The 21,959-nt window shown below is 58.3% G+C and carries 17 protein-coding genes; 3 read left to right on the forward strand and 14 right to left on the reverse strand.

Annotated features, from left to right (window positions below):
- Window positions 1-26 precede the first annotated feature (26 nt).
- From pepB to trmJ, 4 genes are all read right to left on the reverse strand, one after another.
- Entirely contained in the window at window positions 27-1,313 is a 1,287-nt protein-coding gene (pepB, locus tag B4M48_RS13400; RefSeq protein WP_039385612.1) for an aminopeptidase PepB, read from the reverse strand.
- Between the two features lie 60 nt (window positions 1,314-1,373).
- Window positions 1,374-2,543 (reverse strand): IscS subfamily cysteine desulfurase, encoded by a 1,170-nt coding sequence (locus tag B4M48_RS13405; protein WP_250341262.1) that lies wholly within the window; start codon window positions 2,541-2,543, stop codon window positions 1,374-1,376.
- Between the two features lie 178 nt (window positions 2,544-2,721).
- Entirely contained in the window at window positions 2,722-3,219 is a 498-nt protein-coding gene (iscR, locus tag B4M48_RS13410; protein ID WP_039379638.1) for a Fe-S cluster assembly transcriptional regulator IscR, read from the reverse strand.
- A 140-nt stretch (window positions 3,220-3,359) separates the two neighbouring features.
- The gene (gene trmJ, locus B4M48_RS13415; RefSeq protein WP_039385614.1) at window positions 3,360-4,103 is read right to left on the reverse strand and encodes a tRNA (cytosine(32)/uridine(32)-2'-O)-methyltransferase TrmJ; all 744 of its coding nucleotides are present in this window, start codon (window positions 4,101-4,103) and stop codon (window positions 3,360-3,362) included.
- A 121-nt stretch (window positions 4,104-4,224) separates the two neighbouring features.
- Here trmJ and suhB point away from each other — a divergent pair, with 121 nt between their 5' ends.
- The gene (gene suhB / locus B4M48_RS13420; protein WP_039379640.1) at window positions 4,225-5,028 is read left to right on the forward strand and encodes an inositol-1-monophosphatase; all 804 of its coding nucleotides are present in this window, start codon (window positions 4,225-4,227) and stop codon (window positions 5,026-5,028) included.
- A gap of 44 nt (window positions 5,029-5,072) precedes the next feature.
- Here the strand turns inward: suhB and B4M48_RS13425 are convergent, their stop codons facing one another.
- The 3 genes from B4M48_RS13425 to B4M48_RS13435 all read right to left on the reverse strand — a co-directional run bounded on the left by B4M48_RS13425 (window position 5,073) and on the right by B4M48_RS13435 (window position 7,872).
- Window positions 5,073-6,086: a TIGR04086 family membrane protein gene (locus B4M48_RS13425; protein WP_039379643.1), complete on the reverse strand. Its 1,014-nt coding sequence runs from the start codon at window positions 6,084-6,086 to the stop codon at window positions 5,073-5,075.
- Between the two features lie 191 nt (window positions 6,087-6,277).
- Window positions 6,278-7,255: a nickel/cobalt transporter gene (locus tag B4M48_RS13430; protein WP_288656902.1), complete on the reverse strand. Its 978-nt coding sequence runs from the start codon at window positions 7,253-7,255 to the stop codon at window positions 6,278-6,280.
- Complete coding sequence (locus B4M48_RS13435) at window positions 7,246-7,872, reverse strand: DUF1007 family protein (protein WP_094112081.1); 627 nt, start codon at window positions 7,870-7,872, stop codon at window positions 7,246-7,248. The genes B4M48_RS13430 and B4M48_RS13435 overlap by 10 nt, the downstream gene beginning before the upstream one ends.
- A 158-nt stretch (window positions 7,873-8,030) precedes the next feature.
- Here B4M48_RS13435 and csiE point away from each other — a divergent pair, with 158 nt between their 5' ends.
- Window positions 8,031-9,299, forward strand: a complete 1,269-nt coding sequence (csiE, locus tag B4M48_RS13440) for a stationary phase inducible protein CsiE (RefSeq protein ID WP_071667892.1) — start codon at window positions 8,031-8,033, stop codon at window positions 9,297-9,299.
- Here csiE and B4M48_RS13445 read toward each other — a convergent pair.
- Both B4M48_RS13445 and glyA read right to left on the reverse strand, forming a co-directional pair.
- The gene (locus tag B4M48_RS13445) at window positions 9,281-10,429 is read right to left on the reverse strand and encodes a 3-phenylpropionate MFS transporter (RefSeq protein ID WP_288656904.1); all 1,149 of its coding nucleotides are present in this window, start codon (window positions 10,427-10,429) and stop codon (window positions 9,281-9,283) included. The two genes, csiE and B4M48_RS13445, sit on opposite strands and share 19 nt — an antisense overlap.
- 166 nt (window positions 10,430-10,595) lie before the next feature.
- Window positions 10,596-11,849 (reverse strand): serine hydroxymethyltransferase, encoded by a 1,254-nt coding sequence (gene glyA, locus B4M48_RS13450; RefSeq protein ID WP_039379655.1) that lies wholly within the window; start codon window positions 11,847-11,849, stop codon window positions 10,596-10,598.
- 323 nt (window positions 11,850-12,172) lie between these two features.
- Between glyA and hmpA the strand changes: the two genes are divergently transcribed.
- Complete coding sequence (gene hmpA / locus B4M48_RS13455) at window positions 12,173-13,357, forward strand: NO-inducible flavohemoprotein (RefSeq protein WP_071667890.1); 1,185 nt, start codon at window positions 12,173-12,175, stop codon at window positions 13,355-13,357.
- Between the two features lie 58 nt (window positions 13,358-13,415).
- Here the strand turns inward: hmpA and glnB are convergent, their stop codons facing one another.
- From glnB to purL, 5 genes are all read right to left on the reverse strand, one after another.
- Window positions 13,416-13,754: a nitrogen regulatory protein P-II gene (gene glnB / locus B4M48_RS13460; protein WP_007886217.1), complete on the reverse strand. Its 339-nt coding sequence runs from the start codon at window positions 13,752-13,754 to the stop codon at window positions 13,416-13,418.
- An 81-nt stretch (window positions 13,755-13,835) separates the two neighbouring features.
- Window positions 13,836-15,167 (reverse strand): two-component system response regulator GlrR, encoded by a 1,332-nt coding sequence (gene glrR / locus B4M48_RS13465; RefSeq protein ID WP_039379663.1) that lies wholly within the window; start codon window positions 15,165-15,167, stop codon window positions 13,836-13,838.
- Window positions 15,164-15,835: a two-component system QseEF-associated lipoprotein QseG gene (gene qseG, locus B4M48_RS13470; protein ID WP_288656907.1), complete on the reverse strand. Its 672-nt coding sequence runs from the start codon at window positions 15,833-15,835 to the stop codon at window positions 15,164-15,166. The genes glrR and qseG overlap by 4 nt, the downstream gene beginning before the upstream one ends.
- The gene (locus B4M48_RS13475; protein ID WP_071667889.1) at window positions 15,832-17,262 is read right to left on the reverse strand and encodes a sensor histidine kinase; all 1,431 of its coding nucleotides are present in this window, start codon (window positions 17,260-17,262) and stop codon (window positions 15,832-15,834) included. Before B4M48_RS13475 ends, qseG begins: the two co-directional genes overlap by 4 nt.
- 575 nt (window positions 17,263-17,837) lie before the next feature.
- Window positions 17,838-21,728 carry a phosphoribosylformylglycinamidine synthase gene (gene purL, locus B4M48_RS13480; protein ID WP_286877206.1) on the reverse strand — a complete coding sequence of 1,297 codons (3,891 nt, stop codon included), beginning with the start codon at window positions 21,726-21,728 and terminating at the stop codon, window positions 17,838-17,840.
- Window positions 21,729-21,959 lie beyond the last annotated feature (231 nt).

Consider the following 21,959-nt stretch of genomic DNA (forward strand, 5'->3'; position numbering starts at 1 on the left):
CAGGAGCCAGCCTGCCCGAAGCGGGATTATTTCAGTAACAGGTTGGCAAGGGTACGCACGCCGAGTCCGGTTGCGCCTGCTGACCACTGATCCACCGCGCTTTTGCGGTAGGTGGCGGAGCAGTCGATATGCAGCCAGCCCTGCTGATATTTTTCAACAAACCACGAGAGGAATGCGGCCGCGCTGCTGGCGCCGGCGGCGTGAGCAGGGCTGGCGATGTTGTTGAGATCGGCAAAATTTGACGGCAGATGGCTGCGGTGAAACTCCGCCAGCGGCAGACGCCAGAACGCTTCATTTTCGCCGGTGGCGCTGCCCAGCAGCGACTCAGCCAGCACATCGTCGAAGGTAAACAGCGCATGATAGTCGTTGCCGAGCGCCGTTTTGGCTGCGCCGGTCAGCGTGGCAGCATCAATCAGCAGCTCCGGCTTCTGCTCGCTGGCGTCAATCAGGCCATCCGCCAGCACCAGACGCCCTTCCGCATCGGTGTTCATCACCTCAACGGTTTTACCGTTGCGGTAGCGGATGATATCGCCAAGACGGAATGCGTTGCCGCTGACCATGTTATCGGCACAGCAGAGATAGAGTTTTACGCGCTTCGTCAGCCCGCGGGCAATCGCCAGCGCCAGCGCGCCGGTGACGGTCGCCGCTCCGCCCATATCGGACTTCATAGAGTCCATAAATGCGCTCTGCTTCAGGCTGTAGCCGCCGGTATCAAAGGTGATCCCTTTACCGACCAGACAGGCGTAAACCGGCGCATCTGCGTCACCGGTCGGGTTGAAGTCAAGCGCCAGCAGTACCGGCACGCGCGACGAACCACGCCCAACGGTATGGATACCGCTATACCCCTGCTCGCGCAGATCTTCGCCTTTAGTGATGCGATAGCTGACGGCATCGCCACCCGCGTCTCTGATCAGATCGATAGCGCTGTGCGCCAGCTGTTCCGGGCTCAGGTCTTCCGCGGGCAGGTTAATGGTATCGCGCACCCAGTCAATAATCTGCAGACGACGATCGAATTCAGCGCGATCGCTGTCGCTGAGCGCCGGCCATTCCACCTGGCGCGCGCCTTTCGGGCTGCGATAGCCCTGCCAGAATGCCCAGCACTTTTCCAGATCCCAGTCGTCACCGCACAGCGCAACGTGACGGATCCCCTGGCTGTCGAGCTTGCGCGCCGCGCGCTGAATCGTCAGCAGCGCATCACTGCCCGTAAGGTGCAGCGTCATACCACTCTCGCTGCTGCTCAGCAGGGCTTTTTCGCCCCAGCGCGCATCAGCAGGCTGCGTGCTGAGCGTAATATTCATCGGTTGTGTTGTCATCGCGTCGCTCCGTTTACGTTTGGTCTCATTCCACGCCAGACCGGCGCGGAGTGGCATGGATCAGCGGGCGGCTGCCGGGGCAACGGCCCGCATCCGGCTGACGGCTTTATTGACCAGCGCAATCGCGTAGTCAATCTCCTCCTGCGTAGTGAAACGCCCCAGCGAAAAGCGCAGCGAGCTGTAGGCCAGCTCCGGCTCAACGCCCATTGCGCGCAGCACATAGGAGGGTTCCAGACTCGCCGAGGTACAGGCTGAGCCGGATGAAAGCGCCAGATCTTTCAGCGCCATAATCAGCGTTTCACCCTCAACCTGCGCAAAGCTGATATTGAGGATATTTGGTGCGCTGTGCGCCAGCGAGCCGTTAAGCTGTACGCCGCTCAGCTGGCTGATGCCCTGCCAGAGCCGCTGACGCAGCGTGGCGAGTCGCGTCATCTCTTCTGCCATTACCTCGCCTGCCAGCGCATAGGCTTCACCCATACCGACAATCTGATGCACCGGCAGCGTTCCGGAACGCATACCGCGCTCGTGCCCGCCGCCATGCATCTGTGCGTCAATCTTCACCTGCGGCTTGCGGCGTACCCAGAGCGCACCGATGCCTTTGGGTCCATAGAGCTTATGCGCCGAGAACGACATCAGATCCACCGGCAGCGTGCTGACGTCAAGCGGCAGCTTGCCCACGCTCTGCGTGGCGTCCACGTGGAACAAAATGTCACGCGCGTGACAGAGCGCGCCCAGCGCCGCAATATCCTGGATGACACCCGTTTCGTTGTTCACGTGCATCAGCGACACCAGCACGGTATCGTCGCGCAGTGCGGCAGCCAGCATATCCGGCGTGACAATACCGTCGCTGCCGGGCGTCAGCCAGGTCACATCAAACCCTTCGCGCACCAGCTGCAGACAGCTATCGAGTACCGCTTTATGTTCCGTCTGGCTGGTAATAATATGCCGTCCGCGCGCCTGACGGGCGTGTGCTGCCCCTTTAATGGCGAGGTTATCCGCTTCGGTCGCGCCGGAAGTAAAGACTATTTCGCGCGGATCGGCGTTAACCAGCGCCGCAATCTGATTGCGGGCAACATCAACGACCTCTTCAGCCTGCCAGCCAAAGCGGTGGGAACGGGATGCGGGATTACCGAAGGTGCCATCCAGCGTCAGACACTGCATCATTCTGCTGGCGACCCGTGGATCCACAGGCGTGGTCGCTGCGTAATCCAGATAGATCGGTAATTTCATGGCGCTGTAACTCCGTAAAATAAAACACAGGTCTTTATAGCATGATTCAGCCTGCAGAGAGTAAACCGGTCATGCGGCCGGTGACGGGAGCGCTAACAGCACAAAGCCCCGGGGGCTTAATCGCTAAGCGCCCGGGGCTTTGTAAAAGTCAGTCTTCAGTCAGGCAATAGGATTGCGATCAGGCACGCAGATTAACGTTGATGGTTTCCTGCACGCGATGCTGCTGAAAACGACGGTTATCCACGCTGTTCTGACGGTCAGCAACATCCAGGATTTCCTGATTATTCACCAGCTCAGCCAGCGTAATATTATTCAGGAAATCGCTGATGCGCTCGCTGAGATCGCGCCACAGCACGTGAGTCAGGCAGCGTTCGCCACCCTGACAGCCCTCTTTACCCTGACATTTGGTCGCATCCACCGACTCATCTACCGCGGTGATCACCGCACCCACTGCGATAGCATTAGCATCTTTGCCCAGCAGATAACCGCCACCCGGCCCGCGCACGCTGGCAACCAGGCCGTGCTTACGCAGACGCGAGAACAGCTGTTCCAGATAGGAGAGTGAAATCCCCTGACGCTCGGAAATATCCGCCAGCGGTACCGGCCCCTCATGCGAATGCAGGGCTACGTCCAGCATAGCGGTAACGGCATAGCGTCCTTTGGATGTCAGTCTCATAGCGTAAAACCTCGTCGGCATCCGCCCTTACTCAGGCGGGTTATCGGTGGAATGTCAGTCAGCGCAGTCTGCCATTCCCGAGTATTTTGGTCAACTATTTAACCTAGTAATTTACTCAACTATTTAACCTGGCGTTTTACTCAACTATTACCCTTATCGCCTTTGGGTTTTTCAAAGGAGGAGAGCATGCCGCGCAGAATATTCAGCTCATCGCGTTCCGGACGGGCGCGCGTATAGAGGCGGCGCAGTTTGCTCATCACCTGGCTCGGCGTGCCGGTACGGATAAAGCCGCTTTCCAGCATCATCTGCTCGATATGCTGATAAAAGCGTTCCAGATCGTCCACCAGCGGATAAGGTGAGGCTTCATATTCCGGCTGCGGAGCCGCTTTTTCCTGCGCATCCAGCCACGCCATACGCACTTCATAAGCGATAATCTGCACCGCCATCGCCAGATTCAGCGAGCTGTACTCCGGGTTAGCCTGAATAGCTACGTGATAATGGCACTTCTGCAGTTCGTCGTTGGTCAGTCCGACGCGCTCACGGCCAAATACCAGCGCGACCGGTGCCTGCTGCCCCTCTTCCACGCTCTTAATGCCGCACTCGCGTGAATTCAGCATCGGCCATGGCAACGACCGTGAACGGGCGCTGGTGCCGACCACCAGGCTGCAGCCGGCAATCGCCTCATCCAGCGTATCAACAATGCGGGCGTTGCCGATAACGTCGCTGGCACCCGCCGCAAGAGAGATCGCCTGCGAGTCAGGTTTAACCAGCGGATTCACCAGATAAAGGTTGCTTAACCCCATGGTTTTCATGGCGCGGGCAACAGAACCCATGTTGCCGGTGTGGGACGTTTCAACCAGTACAATTCGGATATTTTGCAGCATAATTATGAGCGGGTGAGAAAATGATGACGCGCATCCTAACATAAATGCAGGACATTTGCTGAACACGCTGCTATACTCCGCGCCGTTTTCCCCGTTCTTTAACATCCAGCGAGAGATACCGATGCATCCGATGCTCAACATCGCCGTGCGCGCAGCGCGCAAGGCCGGAAATTTAATTGCCAAAAATTACGAAACTCCCGACGCTGTCGAAGCCAGCCAGAAAGGCAGCAACGACTTCGTGACCAATGTTGACCGTGACGCAGAAAGCCTGATTATCGAAGTCATTCGTAAATCTTACCCACAACACACCATCATCACCGAAGAGAGCGGTGAGCTGGCGGGTGAGGATCAGGATATTCAATGGGTAATCGATCCGCTGGATGGCACCACCAACTTCATCAAACGTCTGCCACACTTCTCCGTCTCTATTGCCGTGCGCATTAAAGGCCGCACTGAAGTGGCTGTGGTTTACGATCCAATGCGTAATGAACTTTTCACCGCCGTACGCGGTCAGGGCGCACAGCTGAATGGCTATCGTCTGCGCGGCAGCAACGCCCGCGATCTGGATGGCACCATCCTGGCGACCGGCTTCCCGTTCAAGGTTAAGCAGCACGCGACGCCATATATCAATATTGTTGGCAAACTGTTTACCCAGTGCGCAGACTTCCGTCGCAGCGGTTCAGCCGCGCTGGATCTGGCTTATGTCGCAGCCGGCCGCGTGGATGGCTATTTCGAGATTGGCCTGAAGCCGTGGGATTTTGCAGCGGGTGAGCTGCTGGTACGTGAGGCTGGCGGTCTGGTGACTGACTTCACCGGCAACCACGGTTATCTGCACTCAGGTAACATCGTAGCCGGCAATCCGCGCGTCGTAAAAGCCATGCTGGCTAATATGCGCGAAGAGCTGAGCGAAGCGCTGAAGCGCTAAGCAAAAAAAGGCGGCCCGCGGGCCGCCTTTTTTAATGGTACTGATTAACGACGTTCGTGCGTTAACACCTGACGCGGCTGAGTACGGCGACCTACACCACCCAGAATCGCTGCCAGCACGGCTTCGATAATCAGCATGATGAAGGTGAACCAGCTCGCTTTCGCCGTAGCAGCGGCAGCCTGTTCTGCTGCTTCACGTGCTTTCTGCTCCGCTTCCTGCTTCAGCTGCTGATACTTCTGCATCGCCTGCTGATAGCTCTGCTCTGCCTGGTTAACAATCTGTTCTGCTTCCTGGTCACTCTTACCGGTACGCGCTTTGATAATATTTTTCAGCGCATCGCGGTCAGCAGCCTGCAGCGTATCAGAATGACGGCTCAGCACGCCTTTAAACCAGTTGCTCAAATCAGCATCCGCGTTCTGCGGATTTTGTGCCGTATTTTTTGCCTGATTCTCAGCGTTGTTCGCTTCGTTATTTGCATCCTGCTGCAGATTTTCTGGCTGTAATTCCGGCTTGCCGGTCTGGCGCAGCGTGGTCTCCAGCTCATTCTGCAGATCGTCGAGGTTAATATTATTTTCCTGCAGCTTCTCTTTCGCCATATTGGTCAGCGAAGGCGCAACAGAAGAAATACCATTACCCAGCGCATTTACACCTGAACCCAGAATATTAAAGGCGCCGCCAATAATACCGCTTGCCAGAGAGAAAGCCAGCCACAGAGTAATAAGCGTACTGACACCAAACATCAGTAAACCGTGCAGTGCGCCTTCGCGCTGTGCCAGACGGCCGGCGATATAGCTACCTACCGCCATCGCAATCAGCATGCTGGCACCGGTCCAGATCAGCGCGCCAGTACCAAGATGCTCCAGAGGATTTTGCTCCTGCTGTGGATCGATGGTGGTGGCACCAATTGCCGTCCCCAATACTCCCAGTAATATATGAACAATCAGCGCAGCGATAACACCTGCAAATATTGCGCTCCATGAAATGCGTTTTAACGGCAGTCCCGCATGTGTATCGGTCACGGTCTCCGTGATGCCATTATGAGTCCGGATTTCAGGCATAGTATTCTCCTCGCAAAAAACGACGACTGATAAAAGTTTATTTTAAAAAAGTTAATTCTCAGCTGATGTCATTTAGCGTAGACAGAGAATGCTATTTACACCAGAGGTGCACAGCAGGATATTTTTCTCTGATAGCGGAAAATTAAACATCCGGCAGATTATGCGCGGCCGGATGTTTATCCCGGGTCCGGTTAAAAGGGGCGCAGGCCGTTGCTGGCAGCGGGGAGTGCACTCTGCCACAGAAGTATTCCGGCCAGTATCAGCGCAATGGCCCCCAGCAGCATAAGCAGCGCCATCACTACCGCACTCCGTTTTTGATCGGCTGCTGAACGGCTCAATTTTGCTGCCATCACGCGCGAACGCTGAACCACGATACCCAGCAGCGACACCGTCAGCGCAGTCCCCAGCGCCATCGCCAGCGCAGCGGCCACGCCCCACAGATAAACATCAATCACTTTAGCGAATAGCAGCATCATCAGCGCCCCTGAACAGGGGCGCAGGCCCATGGAGAGGACCAGCAGCAGCTGAGTCCTGAAGCTCACCGCGTGCGCCAGCTGATGCGCATCCGGTACATGCGTATGGCCACATGCGCAGGCTGCGTCATGCTGATGCTGCGTATGTATTGCCCGGATCTGCCAGCCCGCCGCCGGACGCAGGGCTGCCCGCAGCGATTTCACGGCGCGACAGCCCAGCCAGCAGCCCAGCGCGATAACCAGCAGGTAGCTCCCCTTTTCCAGCCAGTAGCTGCTGAGATGGAGCTGGCGCGATGAGGTCTGCAGTACCACCAGCATCAGCGTCACCAGGGCAATGGCTACCCCGCCCTGCAGCAGCGCAGCCAGCAGAGTCAGACGAATGCTGGTGCGCAACTGCGCAGGGTGCGTCGCTAAAAAAGTGGCGATCACCACTTTGCCATGCCCCGGTCCCAGCGCGTGCAGGACGCCATACGCCAGGCTCAGCAGCAGCAGCGTTATCCCCGCCTGGCGCGGCTGTGCTGCGACCTGCTGCAGCAGCTGTGTCAGGGAATGGTTAAGCGCTTTCTGCCACAGCACGCTCTGTAACAGAATGTGCGGCCAGGCGTGCCAGAGCAGCATTGCGGTCAGCAGCAGCAACAGGCCGGCGGCGGGCAGTGGCCAGCGACGCCGCGTAGGGAGCGGAATATTCAGCGACATATCAGCGTCACCGTCTGGGCAAACTGGCGGCCCAAATCCATATCTTCCGGCGGCGCGTCAGCTTTATCCAGCGACAGTGCATACTGCTGCAGCGACGCGTCCGGCTGTGGGGTCGTAAGCTTCAGCTGGCAGTGCGCCTTTAGGTTCTCATCCATGGCAATATCCTGTGACGTCTCATACTGCATATCAACAAAATAGCTGGGATCAAACGTCAGCATACGGTAACGCTTCCCGGCCAACGGCTGCGGCTCGCCCAGCGGCACAATAAATTCGAGCACGGCCTTATGTCCGCTACGCGACAAATTGTACTCCTGCGGCAAATTAAGAAATTTTATCCGCGTTTTCTCCTGCCACAGCTCGGTAAAATAGTGCTGACCCAGTACGTTAGCCATCACCTGAGCCGCCAGCTTTTTCCATACCACATCACCCGGACTGGCCTGCCCGGCATCATAAAGCAGGTCGGCGGAGGTGATTTCGTCCATCGTCCAGACCATTTTTATGCCGGTCAGCCGATCGTTCTGGCTTTTCAGCTCTGCTTTCATCGCAATAAAACTGTGCGGATGGCATGCAGCCGCAGCGGAGAAAAACAGCGTAACCAGTAAAAGCGCAATTTTCATATGTTATAAAGTAACAATTTATAAGGTAAAGGTTTACGTGGCCCGAAAAAAACTGTGACCCGCCCTGAAGCTCTGAGTAAAAGTCTGCACCGATAGCGTAATTTCAGCGCGATATTGGCTATTCTTAGCTGAAAAATGAGCTGCGGATAAAATACGTGATGAGTTTTGCGCCTGCTACAGCACCGCTCTTCAGCCGTTCCCAGCGACGTTGCCATCTGTTACTGCTGTTATTTCTGCCCGCCCCCGCCCTGACGCTCGATAAACTGTGCCAGCTGAACGGCGTTGATCCTGCGGTTGCCCGTCAGGATATCGCGGATGTGGGCGATGAGATACAGCGCTTTCATCAGCTGGAACTGCATCAGATGGTGGATGGCAGCTTTCGCATTCACGGCACGGAACTGGACAGAAGACTCTGCCTGATCCACTGGCTGCGACGCGCGCTGCGCCTGTCGCAGGCGTTTGTCTGCGACCATTTTGTTCCCGCCCTGCGTCAGCGGCTCAAAGTTTTGCAGATTGAAAAAGCGCTGTGGGATGAGATCAACCTGCAGGCGCTGATCCAGCACTGCAGCCTGCGGCTGATGCGCAATTTCTCTCCCCGCGACCAGCTTTTTCTGCTTATTTTTATGAAGTATGCCCTTTGTCAGCGTCAGGCGGCGCTGTTCAGCGAGCGGCAGCGCAGCTGGCTGGCAGACAAAGCGGAGCGTGCCGCAGCAGACGATGTCATTCACCACTGGCAGAAACGCTGTCATCTGATGCCCGATGCCAGCGAAACCGATTTCTGGACGCTGCTCTTCAGTCTGATTCATGCGCCTGATGCCACCCAGCTGAGTGTGCCACAGGCGCACCGGTTGATGAGTGCCACCGAAGCGCTGATTGCGCGTTTTGAACAGCTGGCAAAAACGCGCATCCGCAACCAGCATGAGCTGAAGCTCCAGCTCTATACTCATCTGGCGCAGGCGCTGGACCGCAGCCATTTTTCTATTGGCATCGATAATAGCGTGGCGCTGGATGTGGCGCGGCTCTATCCGCGGCTGATGCGCACCACCGAGCGCGCGCTGTACCATTTCAGCAGCGACTTTGGCACGCAGTTCAGCGCGGAAGAGACCAGCCTGGTGGCGGTGCTGTTTGGTGCCTGGATGATGCAGGAGAGCGCGCTGCAGGAGAAGCAGGTACTGCTGCTCACCGGCGTCGACGCCGCGCTGGAGCAGCTGCTGGAGCAGCAGCTGCGCGACATGACGCTGCTGCCGATCAATATAACCTATCAGGATATGCTGCACTTCCAGCGCGAGGGCGCACCGCGCGATGTGGCGCTGGTAGTGACTCCCTATGCTATTTCGCTGCCGCTCTTTTCGCCGCCGCTGATCCATGCAGAACTGCCGTTAAGCGATCATCAGCAGCAGCGTATTCTTCAGCTGCTGGACGCCTGAGCCGCAGGGCGCAGGAACAGCGCCGGCAGCGCCACCAGCGCCATGACCCAGAAGAGATGCCCCTGCAGGTGGGCAAACAGGACACCGCAGATCATGGTCATCACGGCAATTCCGCCCCCCATCGCCAGCGCCGAGTAGAGCGACTGCAGGCGAATCACCTCGGTGCCTTTACGTGCAGCGATAAAGCGCATCGCCGCCAGGTGGCAGATGGTAAAACTGCCGCAGTGCAAAATCTGTGCGACAACCAGCAGCGGCAGCGCGGTCGTGGCACCGAGCAGCGTCCAGCGCAGCAACGCGCAGACGCCGGAAAGCAGCAGCAGATCGCGCGCGCTCCAGCGTCTGAACAGACGGTTACTGAGGGCAAAGACTACAATCTCCGCCACCACGCCGAGCGACCACAGATACCCCACCACGGAGGCGGAGTAGCCCGCCTGCTGCCACCAGATGGCACTGAGGCTGTAGTAGGCGGCATGCGCGCCCTGCAGCAGCGTAACGCAGATCATAAAACGCCAGACGCTCTTTTCCCGCAGCAGATCGCGCCACGCCGCCCAGCCGCCACTGGCGCCCTGTCGCGCCTCACCCTGCGGACGCGTCTGCGGTGGCAGCAGCATCCCGCTCAGCATGGCCACGACGCCCAGACTCAGCAGCAGCAAAACCGCCTGATAAGAATAAGCGCTGACCAGCATGCCGGTGAGCGCCGAGCTGATGACAAACGCCAGCGATCCCCACAGCCGCACCGGACCGTAGGCCAGCCCAATCTGGCGCGTCCAGGTTGCCGCCAGCGCATCACTCAGCGGCACCAGCGGAGAGAAAAAGAGATTGAACCCTACCATGACCAGCAGCAGCCAGAGCCACTGGCCGCCGAACCAGAAGCCGAGAGCGAACAGTGCAGTCAGAAGCGCCAGCAGCCGCAGCGCGACAATCAGCTGAGCCGGATTTTTAACCTGTGAAGCGATAAGCAGGCTGCCGGCGAAGCGCGCGACCATGCCACAACCGAGCAGCAGGCCAATTTTTTCCGCATCGAGTCCGCTGCCCTGCAGCCAGACGCTCCAGAAAGGTAAATAGATGCCGTAGCAAAAAAAGTAGGTGAAATAGCTCAGTCCCAGCCATCTGGCTGATGCGATGGTCATGCTCTCTCCTGTGGCGCGCGCCACTGCCTGCGGTTTGGGCGCTACTTTGGCAAAGCACCGGCTAAAAAGAAACCCGCAGAGCGGATCAATCGTGCGCTAAGCAGTGGAAAATGCACCAATAAAAAAGGATGGCCGGAGCCATCCTTTTTTCATCCGTTAAAACCTGTCAGGCATAAACGGGCAGACGGGCACAGATATCGAGCACTTTCTGTTTGGTGCGTTCGATGGTGGCCTCGTCATTCACGTTATCCAGCACGTCGGCGATCCAGCCAGCCAGTTCACGCACGTCTGCTTCTTTGAAGCCGCGACGGGTTACCGCTGGTGTACCGATACGCACGCCAGAGGTCACAAACGGGCTTTTCGGATCGTTTGGCACGCTGTTTTTGTTCACGGTGATATTTGCACGTCCCAGAGCGGCATCCGCTTCTTTACCGGTCAGGCCTTTGCTCACCAGATCGATCAGGAACAGATGGTTATACGTACCGCCGGAAACGATGTTGTAACCGCGCTCCAGCAGGACTTCAACCATCGCTTTAGCGTTTTTAGCCACCTGCTGCTGATAGGTTTTGAACTCCGGCTCCATCGCCTCTTTGAAAGCTACAGCTTTACCGGCGATGACGTGCATCAGTGGGCCGCCCTGTCCGCCAGGGAAGACCGCAGAGTTGAGCTTCTTATACAGATCCTCATCTCCGCCCTGCGCCAGAATCAGGCCGCCACGCGGACCCGCCAGCGTTTTATGCGTAGTTGTGGTCACGATATGCGCGTGCGGAACCGGGTTAGGATAGACGTCAGCTGCCACCAGACCTGCCACGTGAGCCATATCCACAAACAGCCAGGCGCCGATGCTGTCAGCGATTTCACGCATTTTTGCCCAGTCGCAGACGCCGGAGTAGGCAGAAAAGCCGCCGATGATCATTTTTGGCTTATGCGTCTGCGCCAGCTCGGCCAGTTCGTCATAGTTGATTTTGCCGGTTTCATCGATGCCGTACGGGATAACGTTGTAGAGTTTTCCGGAAAGATTGACCGGTGAACCGTGGGTCAGGTGACCACCGTGCGCCAGATTCATACCAAGAATGGTATCACCCGGCTGCAGCAGCGCGGTGTAAACAGCGAAGTTTGCCTGCGAACCAGAGTGAGGCTGAACGTTGGCAAAATCTGCACCAAACAGGGCTTTTGCGCGGTCGATCGCCAGCTGCTCAACGATATCAACATATTCACAACCGCCGTAGTAGCGCTTGCCCGGATAGCCTTCCGCGTATTTATTGGTGAGCTGTGAACCTTGCGCCTGCATAACGCGCGGGCTGGTGTAGTTTTCTGAAGCGATCAGTTCAATGTGCTCTTCCTGACGCACTTTCTCCTGCTCCATAGCCTGCCACAAATCGGCATCATAATCGGCAATGTTCATATCACGCTTTAACATCCGCATCTCCTGACTCAGCAACTTTAACGGCAATTTAAGCCCCCGCTTAGGGGCGAAGGCCAACAGTGTAAACGGTTTTGCCAGGGGACGATAGCGCCAGGGCGCTCTTTTTACGCAAACGATTGGCATGCCGCTGGAACGCCTTTTTTACGCTTTAGCTGCACGCAAAAAAAGGGCATGGATTGACGGAAGATCAGCGTAAACCGCCCGGAATGCGTACCCGGCTCGCGCTAAAAGCTGCTGCTGCCGGTTTACAGCCGGACGTGCACGGCATAAGATGCATTTAAAATACATCTTTTAAGTTATCCGCTGAGGAACACACCATGCTTGACGCTCAGACTATCGCGACCATTAAATCTTCCGTGCCCGCTATAGCCAAAATGGGACCCGCTCTTACCGGCTGTTTTTACCACAAACTGCTGAACGATCATCCTGAACTGAAAAACGTGTTTAACATGAACAATCAGCGCAGCGGCGATCAGCGTGAAGCTCTGTTTAATGCGATTTGCGCTTACGCCACCCATCTGGAGGATTTGCCAGCGCTGCTGCCGGCGGTCGAGAAAATTGCGCAGAAGCACGCCAGCCTGAATATCCGGCCTGAACAGTACGATCTGGTAGGCGCCACGCTGCTGGCCACCATGAAGGAGCAGCTCAATCCGGACGAGGAGGTACTTGCGGCCTGGGGCAAAGCGTATGCGCTGCTGGCGCAGGTCTTTATTCAGCGTGAAGAAGCTATCTATCAGGCATCTGAGCAGAAGAGTGGTGGCTGGCGCGGCCTGCGTGACTTTCGTATCCGCCGCATTACGCCGGAAAGCAGCGTGATTACCAGTCTGGAGCTGGTTCCCAATGACGGGCAGCCGGTGGCCGATTTTCTGCCGGGACAATACCTGACGCTCAGCCTGCGTCTGACAGAAAACGGGTTTATGCAGCATCGCCAGTATTCGCTGACGCACGCGCCTGACGGCAAAGCCTACCGTATTGCTGTCAAACGTGAAGCGCACGGCACCGTGTCGGGCTGGCTGCACGACTGCGCCCGGGTGGGAAATATTGTGCAGTGCAGCGCGCCGGCGGGTGACGTCGTGCTGCAGACAGAACCAGCGACGCCGGTGACGCTGATCTCAGCGGGCGTCGGTCAGACGCCGATGTTAGCGATGCTCGCGGTGCTGGCGCAGCAACAGCATCCGGCAGCCGTGACCTGGCTGCACGCGGCTGAAAATGGCGCGCAGCACGCCTTTGCGCGGGAAGTTGCCGCGCTGGGCGCCACCCTGCCGCACTTTCGCAGCCACGTCTGGTATCGCCAGCCTGCCAGCGACGATGCCGGCCGGTATGATGCAGAGGGCGTAATGGATCTGGCCTGCGTGTCAGCGGAGCTGAACCAGCCGGACCGCACGTTCTGGCTGTGCGGGCCGCTGCCGTTTATGCAGTTTGTCGCTCGCCAGCTGCTGGATGCAGGCGTCGATACCGCACGCATTCACTATGAGGTTTTCGGCCCGCACAAGGTGCTGTAATTGCAACAATAAAAAAGCCTGCGGCAGGCAGGCTTTTACTGTGACGCCGGACAGAGGATCAGATTGCCTCTTCATCCTCTTCGCCGGTGCGGATACGCACCACGCGCGCCACGTCAAATACGAAAATTTTACCGTCGCCGATTTTGCCGGTCTGCGCCGTTTTCATGATGGTTTCCACGCAGGTATCGACAATGTCATCCCCGACCACCATCTCGATTTTTACCTTGGGCAGGAAATCGACCATATATTCGGCACCACGATAGAGTTCGGTGTGGCCTTTCTGACGTCCAAACCCTTTGACCTCGCTCACCGTCATCCCGGTGATGCCGACTTCCGCCAGCGCTTCACGCACGTCATCAAGTTTGAATGGTTTAATAATTGCATCGATCTTTTTCATCGCAGATCCCTTTTTCGCTCCCTCCATGACGGACGGATAACAGAAAGTATATATCGCTAACGGCGCCGGTGGCGCGGCTAACTACTCTTTAAAGTCGCTGGCGTCCAGCTCATGACGAGACAGCAGCTTATAGAACTCGGTACGGTTACGTCCAGCAAGACGCGCGGCGTGAGTAACGTTGCCTTTGGTCATCTGCAGCAGCTTGCGCAGATAGTTCAGCTCAAACTGGTTGCGCGCCTCCGCAAAGGTGGGCAGCGCGGTGTTCTCGCCCGACAGCGCCTGCTCCACCAGCGCTTCACCAATCACGGGTGCAACGGTCAGCGCAACGCACTGCTCAATAACGTTAACCAGCTGACGGACGTTACCCGGCCAGCTGGCGCTGACCAGCCGCTTCATTGCACCGGCAGAGAAGCTGCGGACAAATGGCTTGTGGCGCCCGGCGGCCTGACGCAGTAAATGGTTAGCCAGCAGCGGAATATCTTCAGCACGCTCGTGCAGCGCCGGAAGTTTAAGATTCACGACATTGAGCCGGTAGTAGAGATCTTCCCGAAAACTCTTTTTCTCCATCGCTTTTGGCAGGTCGCGATGGGTGGCAGAAAGGATACGTACGTTGATCTCCACATCCCGGTTACTGCCAAGCGGACGCACTTTGCGCTCCTGCAGCACGCGCAGCAGTTTGATCTGTAGCGCCGGAGGCATATCGCCAATCTCATCCAGAAACAGCGTGCCGCCCTCTGCTGCCTGAAATAATCCTTCGCGCGCGCTGACCGCGCCGGTAAATGCGCCCCGCGCGTGGCCAAACAGCTCTGACTCCAGCAGCTGCTCCGGCAGTGCGCCGCAGTTAATGGCGATAAAGGGTTTCGCCGCGCGCGGACTGGCAGCATGAATTGCCTGCGCCAGCACCTCTTTCCCGGTGCCGCTCTGACCGTTAATCAGTATGGAGACGTCCGACTGCGCCACCATGTGCGCCTGCTCCAGCAGCCGCTGCATCAGCGGATTCCGGGTGACAATCGCTTCACGCCACCGGTCGTCACTGATCGGTGCACGCAGCGCCAGCGCCTCATCGATCGCTTTATACAGCGCGTCGCGATCAACGGGTTTGGTGAGAAAGCTGAATACCCCCTGCTGCGTGGCAGAAACCGCATCGGGTATGGAGCCGTGCGCGGTCAGGATAATGACCGGCAGCCCGGCGTGACGCCGCTGAATTTCGCCAAACAGCGCCAGCCCGTCCATCTCATCCATACGCAGATCGCTGATGACCACATCTGCTGGCTCTTTCTGCAGCTGACGCAGCGCCTCAGCCCCGCTGGCGGCGGTAGCGACCTGAAAACCCTCACTGCTGAGACGCATACCGAGCAGCCTGAGCAGGCCCGGGTCATCATCCACCAGCAGTAAACGGGCACGTGCACTCATGGCTGCTCCTCCCGGATTTCATCCCCGGCGTGCGGGCTGTCGCTGCTGTCCGGCGCTTTACGCGATGAAAGCTGGCGCTCTATGTCAGTCAGCCGCTCCAGTTTACGCTGGGTTTCGTTCAGCGCCTGATGCAGCCGGGCCTGCTGGTGGCGCAGGGCATCCAGTTCGCTATCGTGACTCTGCTGCAGCGCGCTGTAGCGGCTGCGCGCCTCGCTCAGCTCCAGCTGCGCAGCCTGGTTACTGCGCCACAGCTGGATCAGCGGACGCACCGTTGCGGGAAAGTCTGCGCTGTAGCTGTCGAGCGTGGCGATATACTGACGGCGCTCAACCGGCGTGACGTTACCGTTCGCCAGCAGAATGCCCTGCTTGAAGGCGCGCGCCCAGCTCTGCACCGGCCAGCGGCGGGCCTCTGCGCGGGCTTCAGCCGCCGAAAACCGTTCGCTGCAGTCAATCGCTCGCTGCCAGTAAAGCGGATTGTTTACCGCCGCTGCGGTTTCAGCAGGCCATACGTTCTGACAGGCGGTAGTAAGGTAGTCCGGCAGCCGGGTATCGGGTTCAGTGACGCTTATATGCTCACGCTGGGGCACCGGCACCGCATGCGGCTGGCAGGCGCTCACGCCGCTTAAAATAAGTACGCTCAGAAGAGCTTGTCTGATAAGGCATTTCATGGTTCAGGCTTCCTGGCACCGGCGGGTAAAATAATGCGGAAACAGACATCTGCCTCTTTGTGACTGACCAGCTGCAGGTCTCCCTGCATGCGCCGCAGACAATCTTTTGCAATGCTCAGGCCCAGGCCGCTGCCTTTTACGGGCCCCTGCCGCTGCTGGCTGCCCTGGTAGAAAGGTTCGAAGATCATCGCCTGCTCCTCTGGCGGAATCGGAGTACCGCTATTCGCCACATCAATCCACACCCGGTCGCCTTTTTGCCGGCTGTGCAGCCAGATGTTACCGGATTCACGACCATAGTTCACGGCGTTCGAGTAGAGGTTATCGATAACGCGCTCCAGCAGCGTCGCTTCCGCCAGACAGCGGGTGGCCTGCAGATCAACGTGCGTTTTTATTCGCCGGGCGCTGGCAGGCAGTGAATGCACGCGGGTGACAGCCGCCACGATTGCATCCAGCGCGACCGGCTCCGGAGTAAGCGGCATCTCGTTCAGCTTGCGGTTGTAATCCAGCAGCTGCTCAATCAGGCGCTGCAGATGGCGACTGCTGCTGTCGAGAATAGCGACGATCTCCTGCTGCTCTGCATTAAGCGGTCCGGCAACGCCATCGGCCAGCAGCTCTGTGCCTTCGCGCAGGCTGGCGAGCGGCGTTTTCAGCTCGTGTGAAAGATGACGTAAAAATTCATGTCGCTGTGCCTCCAGCCAGCTTAGCCGTTCGCTAAGCCAGGCAATACGCTGTCCCAGCGAGCGCAGCTCACGCGGTCCGCGAAAGCTGACGTTATTTTCCAGCGACTGCCCTTCCCCCAGCCGGTTGATCATCCGCTCCACGCGCTTTACCGGCCCGATAATCATGCCGGTAAACAGCAGCACCAGCATCAGCGTAACCAGGAACAGGATCAGCGCCTGCCAGCCAAAGAACTGACCGCGCTCGGCGATATCGCGCTGCAGCTGCAGCCCGCGGGAAAACACCACGTCGCGCGTCGCCTGCACCATACGCGCGTTAGCATCAGAAAATCGCTCCAGCGCAGCGGCACCGGACGCTGAAGGATTACCGTTTTCGCAGGCGGCCGTGGCGAGCTGCGGCAGCGTGCTGCGCAGCAGGGTAAACGTGGGCAGTTCCGGCAGGCTGGCCGCATGGCTGTTCAGCATCTGCCCGTAGCGGGTCCACTGGGTGGTATAGAGTCTGACCAGCGCAGCATCACCGAGTACGCAATATTGACGATAGCTGCGCTCAAGCTCCAGGGCGGTGCGGGCCATCGCCTCGCTGCGCCGCACGTCGGTAAAGGTATTGCGGTTGGTATCTGCCGCCTGATTACTGAGCGCAGAGAGGCTTTCCCACGCCTGCCACGCCAGCACCAGCAGCGGCAGCAGCACCAGTAAAAAGGCCATCAGAACCAGTTGTCGCAGGGATCGGGGAAACGGACGCCATCTCATACTGCCGCGCTCTCGTAAAAAGTGTGCTGCAGGCATGCTAGCTAACTCTGGCGCGCTTAGAAAGCCGGAAATGCAAACGGCAGACCCGAAGGTCTGCCGCTCAGAAAAGGTGGAGCCTAACTCAACGTTACGTCCGGTGCTTGATAACGCTGCAATGCAGACGATTATCGGTCAGGTGGACGGCAGGCTCCGTTTGGTGCGTCATTCAGGGTTCTGTGAGCTCTGCCGTAAATTACGGGGCAATCACAGACAGGCGAATGAGCCACGGTCTGATTATAGCAACTATCGTGCCACTTTTTAAAACTCTTTATTTATCAGAGTGGCGCCATAGTATCGCTGCCTCCGGCAGGTGGCTCTGAGCTGCTGACCGCATAAAAGTGTCTCTGCTTAGCGACGCATTTAGCCCGGATTTTTCTGATTAATATAAATCAAAGAGTTAAGTGTCTCCATAAAGAGACAGTGCGGCAGGCGATTTGTCGGAATTGAGCGACAGTCGTCTGCGTCAGATAAAAAAACCGCCCTTTACTGCGGCGGCTTTTTTTTACTGCTTACAGGCACCTGCTGTAAAACGCAGATCAGCCCAGCTGCTTACGCGCATTACGGAAAATGCGCATCCACGGGCTGTCTTCGCCCCACTCTGCCGGATGCCAGGAGTTGCTGACGGTACGGAAGACGCGCTCCGGATGCGGCATCATGATCGTAACGCGACCGCTTTCGTTGGTGACCGCCGTGATACCGTTTGGCGAGCCGTTCGGGTTAGCCGGATAGCTTTCGGTCACTTTACCGAAGTTATCCGTGAAGCGCAGTGCCACCAGGCCTTTTGCTTCCAGCGCCGCCAGATGGGCGCCGTCGCGCACTTCAACAAAGCCTTCACCGTGTGATACCGCAATCGGCATGCGTGAACCTGCCATCCCCTCCAGCAGCAGCGACGGACTGGCCGCCACTTCCACCAGGCTGAAACGCGCTTCAAAGCGCTCAGACTGATTGCGGACAAAACGCGGCCACAGCTCGCTGCCGGGGATCACTTCGCGCAGGTTTGACATCATCTGGCAGCCGTTGCAGACACCCAGCGCCAGCGTCTGCGGACGATGGAAGAAGTTTTCAAACTCGTCGCGCACGCGATCGTTAAACAGAATCGATTTTGCCCAGCCTTCGCCGGCACCCAGTACGTCGCCGTAAGAGAAACCGCCGCACGCCACCAGCGCATGGAACTCCTCCAGGCCGCGACGTCCCGCCAGCAGATCGCTCATGTGTACATCCACGGCGGTAAAGCCGGCGCGATGGAACGCTGCTGCCATCTCAACGTGTGAGTTAACGCCCTGCTCACGCAGCACGGCGATGCGCGGGCGCACGCCGGTGGCGATCATCGGCGCAGCCACATCTTCTTCCGGCCGGAAGGTCAGCTGAGCGTTCAGACCCGGATCGCTGTCGTTTTGCTTCGCCTCATGCTCCTGATCGGCACAGGCCGGATTATCACGCAGGCGCTGCATCTGCCAGGTGGTTTCGGCCCACCAGGTACGCAGCGTCGTGCGGCTTTCGCTGTAGACCGGATGCTCGCCGGCGCGGATCACAAAGCGGTCGCCCGGCAGCGCCTTGCCAATCACATGCAGCGCGCTGCGCAGACCGTGGTCAGCAAATACCTTCTCTACCGCTGCCAGATCGGCCGCGTTGATCTGCAGCACCGCGCCCAGCTCTTCGGTGAACAGCGCCGCCAGCGCATCGCTGCCCAGCGCGGCGATATCCGCCTCAATACCGCAGTGGCCGGTAAAGGCCATCTCCGCCAGCGTCACCAGCAGCCCGCCGTCGGAACGGTCATGGTAAGCCAGCAGCTTCTGTTCGCTGACCAGCGTCTGGATAGCGTTGAAGAAGCCTGCCAGCTGCGCGGCGTCGCGCACGTCAGCCGGCTTATCGCCCAGCTGGCGATAGACCTGCGACAGCGCGGTTGCGCCCAGCGTATTGGCACCGTTGCCGAGGTCCACCAGCAGCAGCAGGTTATCCTGCTCCGCCTGCAGCTGCGGCGTTACGGTACGCCGGACATCTTCCACGCGCGCAAACGCGGTGATCACCAGCGAGAGCGGCGACGTCATTTCACGCTCTTCATTGCCCTGCTGCCAGCGGGTTTTCATCGACATTGAGTCTTTGCCGACCGGGATAGTGATCCCCAGCGCCGGGCAGAGCTCTTCGCCAACGGCTTTTACCGCTTCGTAGAGGCCGGCATCCTCACCCGGATGTCCGGCTGCTGCCATCCAGTTCGCAGAAAGCTTCACGCGCTTCAGTGAACCAATCGCGGTAGCGGCCAGGTTAGTGAGCGCTTCGCCTACCGCCAGACGCCCGGAGGCGGCAAAATCAAGCAGCGCGACCGGCGCGCGTTCGCCCAGGGCGAAAGCTTCGCCGTGATAGCTGTCGAGGCTGGCCGTGGTCACGGCGCAGTTTGCCACCGGGATCTGCCACGGTCCCACCATCTGATCGCGCGCCACCATGCCGGTCACGGAACGGTCGCCGATGGAGATAAGAAACGTTTTCTCAGCCACCGCAGGCAGATGCAGCACGCGGTTAACCGCATCCGCAACCGTGATGCCGTTACGCTGCAGCGCGTCGCCTTTTGCCTGCTGCCGCGTGACGTCGCGCGTCATTTTTGGCGTTTTGCCCAGCAGAACATCCAGCGGCATGTCGATAGGCTTGTTGTCAAAATGGCTGTCGCTCAGCGAGAGGTGCTGCTCTTCAGTCGCCTCGCCAATCACCGCGTAAGGGGCGCGCTCGCGCTGGCACAGCTCATCAAACAGCGCCAGCTTCTCTGGCGCAACGGCCAGCACATAGCGCTCCTGCGACTCGTTACACCACACTTCCAGCGGGCTCATGCCCGGCTCATCGCTGAGAATGTCGCGCAGGTTGAAGTTACCGCCGCGTCCGCCATCGCTGACCAGCTCAGGCATGGCGTTAGAGAGACCGCCCGCGCCGACGTCGTGGATAAACAGAATCGGGTTGGCTTCGCCCAGCTGCCAGCAGCGGTCAATTACTTCCTGACAGCGGCGCTCCATTTCCGGGTTGTCGCGCTGCACTGAGGCAAAATCGAGGTCGGCATCGGACTGACCGGAGGCCATGGATGACGCAGCACCGCCGCCGAGGCCGATGTTCATCGCCGGTCCGCCCAGCACAATCAGTTTGGCGCCCACGACGATCTCGCCTTTCTGCACGTGATCGGCACGAATATTGCCAATCCCGCCTGCCAGCATGATCGGCTTATGATAGCCGCGCAGTTCAACGCCGTTGTGGCTGTTAACCTGCTCTTCATAGGTGCGGAAGTAACCGTTCAGCGCCGGACGGCCAAATTCATTGTTAAACGCCGCGCCGCCCAGCGGGCCTTCGGTCATGATATCCAGTGCGGTAACAATACGATCCGGCTTGCCGAAATCCTCTTCCCACGGCTGCTCAAAGCCCGGAATGCGCAGATCAGAAACGGAAAAGCCGGTGAGACCCGCTTTCGGCTTGGCGCCACGCCCGGTTGCGCCTTCATCGCGGATTTCACCACCTGAACCGGTGGCAGCACCCGGCCAGGGGGAGATAGCGGTTGGATGGTTGTGCGTCTCTACCTTCATCAGGATATGCGCGGCTTCCTGATGAAAAGCGTACTCGCCCTGCTGCGCATCAGCGTAGAAGCGGCCAACTTCCGAACCTTCCATCACGGCAGCGTTATCTTTATAAGCTGACAGCACGTGATCGGGATGCTGCTCAAACGTATTTTTGATCATCTTAAACAGCGATTTCGGCTGTTTTTTGCCATCGATGATCCAGTCAGCGTTGAAAATTTTGTGGCGACAGTGCTCTGAGTTCGCCTGCGCAAACATATAGAGTTCAATGTCGTTGGGGTTGCGACCCAGACGGGTGAAGGCATCCAGCAGGTAATCTATTTCGTCATCCGCCAGCGCCAGGCCCAGCGTGCTATTCGCCTGCTCCAGCGCCTGACGTCCGGTTCCCAGCACGTCAACGCTCTGCAGCGGCTGCGGCGCATGATGAGCAAACAGCTGCTCTGCCGCCTGCAGATCGCTGAATACGCACTCCATCATGCGATCGTGCAGCAGGCCAGCCAGCTGCTGCCACTGCGCTTCTGTCAGCTGCGGCGCCTGAACATAGAACGCCAGGCCGCGCTCCAGGCGCTTAACCTGCGGCAGATCGCAGTTGTGAGCAATGTCCGTGGCTTTCGATGACCAGGGAGAGATAGTGCCGGGGCGCGGCGTGACCAGCAGCAGACGCCCTTGAGGCGCATGTTCAGCGAGAGAAGGGCCATATTTCAGCAGACGCTGCAGGCGGGCGTGTTCATCCGCGCTGAGCGGTGCGGCAACATCAGCAAAATGGACATACTCGGCGTAAATATCACTCACCGGCAGATGAGCGTTCTGAAAGCGGGTCAGCAGTTTGTTTACACGAAATGCTGACAGAGCGGGCGAACCACGCAGAATTTCCATCATTAAAGATCTCTCGTCTTCGAAGCGCCGGGCGACGCTTCCTTGGGCGCAACAGGGAAAACGGGCGGTATTATAGAGAAAGCGCGCGGGTAACGAAACCGTTTGCGCAGAAAAACTGCCATACGGGATTTGCCTGAATTTTGCGCAAAACTTGCTATATGAGTTGCCCTGTTTCGCTTTGTTGCGCAAAATGCCCCTCGCTCTGGGAGTAAAAAACAATACCAATACTGCCTT

The organism is Pantoea sp. UBA6567 (assembly GCF_002434165.1).
Classification (GTDB): domain Bacteria; phylum Pseudomonadota; class Gammaproteobacteria; order Enterobacterales; family Enterobacteriaceae; genus Pantoea; species Pantoea eucrina.

Bases quoted from the DNA above. Each gene is read 5' to 3' on its own strand.
- B4M48_RS13445 (WP_288656904.1), bottom strand. From the start codon at position 10,429: ATGACCATCGCATCAGCCAGATGGCTGGGACTGAGCTATTTCACCTAC.
- purL (WP_286877206.1), bottom strand. From the start codon at position 21,728: ATGATGGAAATTCTGCGTGGTTCGCCCGCTCTGTCAGCATTTCGTGTA.
- B4M48_RS13430 (WP_288656902.1), bottom strand. From the start codon at position 7,255: ATGTCGCTGAATATTCCGCTCCCTACGCGGCGTCGCTGGCCACTGCCC.
- hmpA (WP_071667890.1), top strand. From the start codon at position 12,173: ATGCTTGACGCTCAGACTATCGCGACCATTAAATCTTCCGTGCCCGCT.
- glyA (WP_039379655.1), bottom strand. From the start codon at position 11,849: ATGTTAAAGCGTGATATGAACATTGCCGATTATGATGCCGATTTGTGG.
- B4M48_RS13475 (WP_071667889.1), bottom strand. From the start codon at position 17,262: ATGAGATGGCGTCCGTTTCCCCGATCCCTGCGACAACTGGTTCTGATG.
- trmJ (WP_039385614.1), bottom strand. From the start codon at position 4,103: ATGCTGCAAAATATCCGAATTGTACTGGTTGAAACGTCCCACACCGGC.
- csiE (WP_071667892.1), top strand. From the start codon at position 8,031: ATGAGTTTTGCGCCTGCTACAGCACCGCTCTTCAGCCGTTCCCAGCGA.
- pepB (WP_039385612.1), bottom strand. From the start codon at position 1,313: ATGACAACACAACCGATGAATATTACGCTCAGCACGCAGCCTGCTGAT.
- B4M48_RS13425 (WP_039379643.1), bottom strand. From the start codon at position 6,086: ATGCCTGAAATCCGGACTCATAATGGCATCACGGAGACCGTGACCGAT.
- glnB (WP_007886217.1), bottom strand. From the start codon at position 13,754: ATGAAAAAGATCGATGCAATTATTAAACCATTCAAACTTGATGACGTG.
- B4M48_RS13435 (WP_094112081.1), bottom strand. From the start codon at position 7,872: ATGAAAATTGCGCTTTTACTGGTTACGCTGTTTTTCTCCGCTGCGGCT.
- iscR (WP_039379638.1), bottom strand. From the start codon at position 3,219: ATGAGACTGACATCCAAAGGACGCTATGCCGTTACCGCTATGCTGGAC.
- glrR (WP_039379663.1), bottom strand. From the start codon at position 15,167: ATGAGTGCACGTGCCCGTTTACTGCTGGTGGATGATGACCCGGGCCTG.
- suhB (WP_039379640.1), top strand. From the start codon at position 4,225: ATGCATCCGATGCTCAACATCGCCGTGCGCGCAGCGCGCAAGGCCGGA.
- B4M48_RS13405 (WP_250341262.1), bottom strand. From the start codon at position 2,543: ATGAAATTACCGATCTATCTGGATTACGCAGCGACCACGCCTGTGGAT.
- qseG (WP_288656907.1), bottom strand. From the start codon at position 15,835: ATGAAATGCCTTATCAGACAAGCTCTTCTGAGCGTACTTATTTTAAGC.